Annotated in this window: 4 protein-coding genes and 4 pseudogenes; 1 reads left to right on the top strand and 7 read right to left on the bottom strand. The window is 58.0% G+C overall.

Going from position 1 to position 7354, the window contains the following annotated elements:
- Positions 1-67: pseudogene (locus JKP78_RS24905) on the bottom strand (Hcp family type VI secretion system effector); the annotation flags it as partial.
- Between the two features lie 495 nt (positions 68-562).
- On the opposite strand from JKP78_RS24905, the gene JKP78_RS24900 reads away from it, so the two are divergent.
- Positions 563-2197: a hypothetical protein gene (locus JKP78_RS24900; RefSeq protein WP_186690757.1), complete on the top strand. Its 1635-nt coding sequence runs from the start codon at positions 563-565 to the stop codon at positions 2195-2197.
- A 25-nt stretch (positions 2198-2222) separates the two neighbouring features.
- On the opposite strand, the pseudogene JKP78_RS25220 reads toward JKP78_RS24900, so the two are convergent.
- The 6 genes and pseudogenes from JKP78_RS25220 to JKP78_RS24880 form a co-directional block, all read right to left on the bottom strand.
- Positions 2223-2588, bottom strand: a pseudogene (locus JKP78_RS25220) (hypothetical protein); the annotation flags it as partial.
- Positions 2589-2805: 217 nt separating this feature from the next.
- Entirely contained in the window at positions 2806-3195 is a 390-nt protein-coding gene (locus JKP78_RS24895; protein WP_186690755.1) for an Imm50 family immunity protein, read from the bottom strand.
- A gap of 8 nt (positions 3196-3203) precedes the next feature.
- Positions 3204-3413, bottom strand: a pseudogene (locus JKP78_RS25565) (HNH/endonuclease VII fold putative polymorphic toxin); the annotation flags it as partial.
- 159 nt (positions 3414-3572) lie between these two features.
- Positions 3573-5087 (bottom strand): annotated as a pseudogene (locus JKP78_RS24890) (RHS repeat-associated core domain-containing protein); the annotation flags it as partial.
- 71 nt (positions 5088-5158) lie between these two features.
- On the bottom strand, positions 5159-5587 hold the full coding sequence (locus JKP78_RS24885; RefSeq protein WP_200628028.1) for an SMI1/KNR4 family protein: 429 nt from the start codon (positions 5585-5587) through the stop codon (positions 5159-5161).
- Between the two features lie 10 nt (positions 5588-5597).
- The coding region (locus tag JKP78_RS24880) for an RHS repeat-associated core domain-containing protein (protein ID WP_200628026.1) at positions 5598-7354 on the bottom strand (1757 nt) is incomplete at its 5' end.

Below are 7354 nucleotides of genomic sequence, written 5' to 3'. Positions count from 1 at the left end.
TGAACGCGCCAGCGGTGATCAGGCCTTGTTTTTCGCCGGTGACGGCCATGTAGGCGGGAGTTGCCATGAGTGATGCTCTCCATGCTTGAGAAAGTCGCCCGGTGGCAGGAAATTGCCAGGCGGGGGACATCTCCTTATACAAGCCCCGTGCCAGGTATTTTTTATCCTTTTAAATCAATAGCTTAAAAATGCTACACACTCATTTGGATAGATTTTTAGCGACCTGCTATCCAAAAGTTGCGCAACTTTTTGCGCAGTGCTGGCAAAAAGTTGCGCAGTTGGTTGTACATGGCGTCTGCTAAGGCCTGCGAGGAACTATCCACACACTTATCCACATTCAACTGCGCAACTTCTTGCGCAGTTGACTAGAGAGTCAATATCCCTTGTCCCGCCTGCCGGAGCGCCGGGCATGAACGGACGCTGCCTCGCCGCGGATATCAATATGCTACTATCGCGTCGTGTATCAGGACGCTACATCGTTTCGACAAGGAAAGCCGCGCGTGAATACCTTCGAGCCCACCTCGCCAAGCTCTGCCCGCACCTCCCTGCCGGACAACGCCTGATGATCGGCGCCCTGCTGCAACGCTCCAGCCATGGCCAGCAGTACACGCCGTGGCAGCGCCTGGCCCGGGCCATCTGGGGGGGCGACCTGCCGTTGACCCGCGCCCAGGAATGTCGGCTTGCCGGGTTGATGCTGCTGCCGAGCCTGATCTACTTGCTGCTCGCCCTTGCCTATCTGGCACAACTGACCGACTTGCTCGGCAGCCTTGCACCGCATGTGCTGCTGCAGGGCTTCGCTCGCCAGGGCCAATGGCTGGGTGGCGTCGCCCTGGCCCTGCTCGCGCTCAGCTGTCTGCTGCGCAAGAGCCTGCGCCAGCAATGGCCGTTCGGGCGCACGCTGTTGTGGGCGTTGATCACCTGCTCCAGCACCGTGTACCTGGGCTACCAGGCCCAACGCCTGCTGATGGACGGGCTGGTCGAGCAGGCCAGCCCAGAGCAACAGGCACAGGCGGCCATTGCTGTCCCGCTGATGAACCAGCTGCTGCACCATGGGCAGCAGCTGGAGGGCCAGCAGGGCACGAGTGAGCAACTGCGCAGCCCGGAAGGTCGATGGCGGTTGGCTGAGCTGGCCCTGCGCCTGCCCGATATCACGCCCCTGGTACCTGTCGAAGGGCTGGCAGTGCAAACCCTTTTCGAACAGCTTGCCGACCAGCAGCGCGGCGGCCTGCAATACAACTACCAGCGCTACCGTACAGCCACTGAACGGCAGGAAGACCACTATCGGCAGTACCGTCGCGCCAGCCTGTTCTACGCCGGTGCCAGCAGCCGCCTGGCCATTCTCCAGCGTAAGGGCCAGGCCTGGACCGACTACCAGCGCCTGCTGAGCAAGCGGGGGCGCAATCTGAACCCCTGGAACCTGCCCGTCAGTGAGTGGCAACCCGTACGGCATGTGCTACGCGAGCAGATGAACGTGCCGGTCAATGATCTGTGGCGCCCTGACGATCGCCGTGGGTTCAATCAGGCGGTGGCCAGCCAGGTACGGAGCGAGGCGCGCAACCGCTACGCCGAATCCATCCAGCAACGTATCAACGCCGGCTGGATCGAGCCAGGCCTCAATCGCCCGGCGTTCCTGGCCGTGGGCGCCATCCAGGCGCAATGGCGTCAGGACCTGGCGCTGCCCTCGGGCATCACCCTGTACGCCTACCTGACCGAGGAAGCCTTCGAGCGCTCGGTGTACTTGCCGGCGCTGCAGCATGATGCGCGGGAGATGATCAAACAGCGCGTGGCGTCGACAAGCGACCTGTCCACCCTCGGCCGCGACAGTTACCGTGACCTGATCACGCCGGGCGTGATGATCCTGCTGATACTCTGCGGGCTGGCCGTGCATCTGTTCCGCACACTGTCCTACCTGCTACGCCTGGCGCTGCCGCAACCGCTGGGCCTGTACCTGAAGCTGCTGGGGCTGTATGTCCTGCTGCTGGCAAGCCTGTCGCTGGTCGCTGGCAAAACGAAGGTGACGACTGACGAGCTGCCGCAGGAGCGCGCGGAGGCCAACGGGTTGATCCTGACCCTGGCGAGTGCGGCGCTGGACTGGGTTGCGCCACAACAGGTGTGGCTGTACGGCTTGGGTAGCAGGATTCGCGAAGATTGGCTGCAGGGTTATGGGTTTGGGGTTGCTGGGCAACAAGACGACTAGGCGAAGATGCAGGTTGTCCTTCAGCTTGTTGCGCCGTGGGTCGGCTTCCAGTACCGAGATGGTCGCATTGGTACCAGGCAATCGCGTCAAACGCCTGCGGTTTCACCTCCGTATGCCACAGCGGATCCTGGTCAAAATCGTATTCGCGCTGGCTCCAGTCCGGTTGCTTGTGCAAGCGGATCGGGCTTTTACGCAGCGCCTGAGCGACCGGCACAAAGCTGCCCGGCTCGTACAGGTAATGCACGGTACGGCCAGTATCGCCATCGTCCCTTGGCGGTGAGCTTTCCCAGGCCAAGGTGTTGCCATCCCAGCCAAACAGGGTAAAGCCGCAGCCAAGCTCACGTTGGCGCTTGGCCCGTTGCAGCAGGTTCCAACCGGTGCCCGCTTCCGGCGAGGTTTATCGCCCCCTTATTAAAATTGCACGAGATACTCCCACAGTACGATATGTAGAAATTCCTTCCAGCCGCCCTCCCAAACATTCCAAGACTTTATAGGAGTGAAACCCACACTGAAACGACCAGCCTCGCTCAATTTCCAAAAACAGTTTCAACTGGGAGCGTCAATCTGCACTACCTTTACGGCGATTACATATCTGACAACTGGCGAAATCAACCCCATCTTAGATCATCGCGCGGAGTGATATCATCAATACTGACAAATTCAGACTCACAAAAAATTGAACCCTCGTCAGAAACAATATTAATACAAGCCCCTTCCTTTGAGCTTCTAATTTCCGGACAACAGCTAAACCCTATACGCTCCAAGTTCGCCTGAAACTTTTTAACGCCCACAAAACGCAACGATATGGTCATTGAATTATAGCCTTTCCCATTCCACTTCTCGGGATGCTTCTCAGGTATACCTTTAACACAAAACAAAAACTTAACCACGAACCCTTCATGAACATACACCCCTAGCAATTCAGCGCCCGTTATATCTAAAGAACCGCCGAACATATGTACAACTTTATCTCTATTTAAAGCACATTCAATCCACATACAGAGCCTCATTTAAAATTGTAGTGCCCATGCGCACCAGAAGCAGTACTTGTATTTAATATTTCACCGGTTCCAGAATCAGTAGGCCTAACATTAAAATGTGGTTCTGCACCATGCAACGGGGTTGCCTTAGCGTGACCTAAACTATGCTCTTGGATCACCACCGCTGCGCCACTTTTGTTTTTATAGTGATACTGCCTAGTTTCTACTGGAACACCGGAAGCATCACGAACAAAGCCACCATTACCATCACCCAACTCAACCCTACTGACTTTACAAGGTTGTTGACTATTAGGTATACCCATATCTCGCTTCGCTTGTCTAAATGCATCTCGGCGACTAGCGCCGTCATATGTTGTTTTCTTATTCCGTGGACATTTTGTTAGTCCGAGCGGATCGATCCAGTTAAGCGGGTCAGGGGCAAAAGCGTAAAGATTGAGGCCTCCTGCATAACGGACCGGGTCCTGCACGATAAATCGACCAGCTTGAGGATCGTAATATCGATACCGGTTGTAGTGTAGCCCCGTCTCATGATCGTGATACTGGCCTTGGAACCGAATCGGGTTACTTAGGCCATGCTGTTTCGCCCAGTCCGAGCGCTCCTCTTTGACTTCACCCCACGCCTTGTACTGCCCGGCCCAGGCGATATGGCCGTGCTCATCGGTCAGCTCCATCGGCGTACCGAGATGGTCGCATTGGTACCAGGCAATTGCGTCAAACGCCTGCGGTTTCACCTCCGTATGCCACAGCGGATCCTGGTCAAAGTCGTATTCGCGCTGGCTCCAGTCCGGTTGCTTGTGCAAGCGGATCGGGCTTTTACGCAACGCCTGAGCGACCGGCACAAAGCTGCCCGGTTCGTACAGGTAATGCACTGTACGGCCAGTATCGCCATCGTCCCTTGGCGGTGAGCTTTCCCAGGCCAGGGTGTCGCCATCCCAGCCAAACAGGGTAAAGCCGCAGCCAAGTTCACGCTGGCGCTTGGCCCGTTGCAGCTGGTTCCACCCGGTGCCCGCTTCCGGCTTGTCCCAGAAGTGCGGCACCGAGTGCTTGTGCAACCGTCGGCCCAGGGCGTCGTAGCTGTAGTCGACCTTGAGCTTGTCGTCGTTGTACCCCGTTAGCCGGTCGAACAGGTCCCAGCTGAAATGGGCATGGGAGCCGTTGTGCAGCCGATGAATCAGGTTGCCGCGTTCGTCGTACTTGTAATGGGTCCCGGCGTACTCGCGCAGCAGGTTGTCCATCAGCTTGTTGCGCCGTGGATCGGCTTCCAGCGGGCGGTTCAGTTCTTGGCTCTTCTGGTCGAGCAAGTTACCGGCCGGGTCGAAGGCGAAGGTTTCCACGCCCAGGCGGCTGGTGGCCTTGAGCAGGCGCCCCACCGGGTCGTACTGGTACTCCAGCGGGCCACGGCGGCTGTCGTGGATGTTGGTCAGCTGGCCAGCGGCGTCGTAGCGGTACTGGCGCTTGAGCAATGTGGACTGCCCGTCATGGCTGCCGAGCAGTTGTTCCTGCAGTCGCCCGACCGGGTCCCAGCCCTGGCTCTGCATCAGCTTGTTGCCTTGATGGCGTACCACTTCGCGGTGCAGGTCATCGCGCTCGTAGGCCAGCATCTCGTGCTGGTCGAGGGTCATGCCGAGCAGGTGGCCGCTGCCATAGGTCAACCAGCTGACCTTGTGGCCGTCCGGGCGGATCGTGCTGACCCGCTGGTTGAGCGCATCGTATTCGTGCTGCCACACCGCGACCATCGGCGTGCCGGTGGCCAGGTAATGCTGATGCTCACGGGTCAGGTTGCCCGCTTCATCGTGGAACCATTGCAGCTTGCTGGCGGCATTGATCGCCTGGATCAGCTTGCCGTTGCCATTGTAGGCAAAGGTCTCGGTCTGGCTCCAGTCGCCCAGGCCAAGCGAACTGTGCGGTTGAAGCGCGGTTTCGGTGTCGCCGTGATCCTACTCAACTTTTCCTAAGATAGCTAACCAGGGCGCTCAAATGAATCAATGAAGATTTTGAAACTATCCGCCACCTTCTTAAAATCTCCGGTCTCATGGCTCCATATCCCTACCACAGGCTCGCCTGTGATACCCAGGCGCGTGTAATCAAAGCAATAAAAATCACCAGTACCAAACTCTGCAAATGGAAGTAAACTTGAGTAATCCCTCCCATCGCCTGAAAAATTCTCAAGCCATTCAGACCACGCGCCATTATAGACCCTGACAATTGACTCCCAGGTTTTACGCGGATCCCTACTATCGTAAACAGGGAAGATGGCAAGCGCACCAAGCGAGCGCCCATTATTCAATAATAGCCATTCCACAAATGAAGTAGGTAGGGCAAGTTTAAGCTGAAGCTCAGCTTCCATAATGGCCGCCGCCGTCGTTCCAATAATGCGGTTCTTAGACATTCAAAATCTCCTAAGGAAGGGCGCCACGTTTTGGCAAACTCAATTTACCTGTGCCAGGATACCCTGATTTAGGCATACGTGCGGACCAGCAACCGTTACGTTTGCGCCAGTATCGGTGCTGAATACCTCTATGGTCAGCAGCAAGCATAGGATCGGCGTGCGAATAATCGTAACCCAGATCATTCTCAAACCGTGGGCGATGTGCCAACTCGTAACCTGGCGGAGCCTTGATACTAGATTGTTTTCCGGCACGAACACGACGATCCTGATTCTCCAACCACCCCCGCATTGAGCTTGGTGTGTTGGGATTTTCCATTACTTGTATCCAACGCGCATCGGGATTGACATACGGCTCCCCGCAGCAACATTCTTTTGCGAGGCCAAGTGGGTCAATCCAATATGCTGGGTTTGGAGCATATTCATACTGGTTTATCCCCCCCGCATAGCTGATTGGATCCTTACTGATAAATCTCGCGCCTCGGGTATCGTAGTAACGATAGCGGTTGTAGTGCAGCCCCGTCTCATGATCGTGATACTGCCCCTGGAAGCGAATCGGGTTGCCCAGCCCGTGTTGTCTGGCCCAGTCCGAGCGCTCCTCTTTGACTTCACCCCACGCCTTGTACTGCCCGGCCCAGGCGATATGGCCGTGCTCATCGGTCAGCTCCATCGGCGTACCGAGATGGTCGCACTGATACCAGGCAATTGCGTCAAACGCCTGCGGTTTCACCTCCGTATGCCACAACGGATCCTGGTCAAAATCGTATTCGCGCTGGCTCCAGTCCGGTTGCTTGTGCAAGCGGATCGGGCTCTTGCGCAGCGCCTGAGCGACCGGCACAAAGCTGCCCGGCTCGTACAGGTAATGCACGGTACGGCCAGTATCGCCATCGTCCCTTGGCGGTGAGCTCTCCCAGGCCAGGGTGTCGCCATCCCAGCCGAACAGGGTAAAGCCGCAGCCAAGCTCACGCTGGCGTTTGGCCCGTTGCAGCTGGTTCCACCCGGTGCCCGCTTCCGGCCTGTCCCAGAAATGCGCCACCGAGTGCTTGTGCAACCGTCGACCCAGGGCGTCGTAGCTGTAGTCCACCTTGAGCTTGTCGTCGTTGTACCCCGTTAGCCGATCGAACAGGTCCCAGCTGAAACGGGCATGGGCCCCGTTGTGCAGCCGATGAATCAGGTTGCCGCGTTCGTCGTACTTGTAATGGGTCCCGGCGTACTCGCGCAGCAGGTTGTCCATCAGCTTGTTGCGCCGTGGGTCGGCTTCCAGCGGGCGGTTCAGTTCCTGGCGCTTCTGGTCGAGCAAGTTGCCGGCCGGGTCGAAGGCGAAGGTTTCCACGCCCAGGCGGCTGATGGCCTTGAGCAGGCGTCCCACCGGGTCGTACTGGTACTCCAGCGGGCCACGGCGGCTGTCGTGGATGTTGGTCAGCTGGCCAGCGGCGTCGTAGCGGTACTGGCGCTTGAGCAATGTGGACTGGCCATCATGGCTGCCGAGCAGTTGTTCCTGCAGACGCCCGACCGGGTCCCAGCCCTGGCTCTGCATCAGCTTGTTGCCCTGGTGCCGCACCACTTCGCGGTGCAGGTCATCGCGCTCGTAGGCCAGCATCTCGTGCTGGTCGAGGGTCATGCCGAGCAGGTGGCCGCTGCCATAGGTCAGCCAGCTGACCTTGTGGCCGTCCGGGCGGATCGTGCTGACCCGCTGGTTGAGCGCATCGTATTCGTGCTGCCACACCGCGACCATCGGCGTGCCGGTGGCCAGGTAATGCTGATGCTCAC

It is taken from the genome of Pseudomonas sp. LAM2023 (genome assembly GCF_016620375.1).
Taxonomy (GTDB): Bacteria; Pseudomonadota; Gammaproteobacteria; order Pseudomonadales; family Pseudomonadaceae; genus Aquipseudomonas; species Aquipseudomonas anuradhapurensis.
Note: the sequence above shows the minus strand (reverse complement) of the source record. Positions and strands in the feature narration are given on the sequence as shown.

Coding starts and splice junctions, on each gene's coding strand:
- JKP78_RS24900 (WP_186690757.1), top strand. CDS start 563: ATGATCGGCGCCCTGCTGCAACGCTCCAGCCATGGCCAGCAGTACACG.
- JKP78_RS24895 (WP_186690755.1), bottom strand. CDS start 3,195: ATGTGGATTGAATGTGCTTTAAATAGAGATAAAGTTGTACATATGTTC.
- JKP78_RS24885 (WP_200628028.1), bottom strand. CDS start 5,587: ATGTCTAAGAACCGCATTATTGGAACGACGGCGGCGGCCATTATGGAA.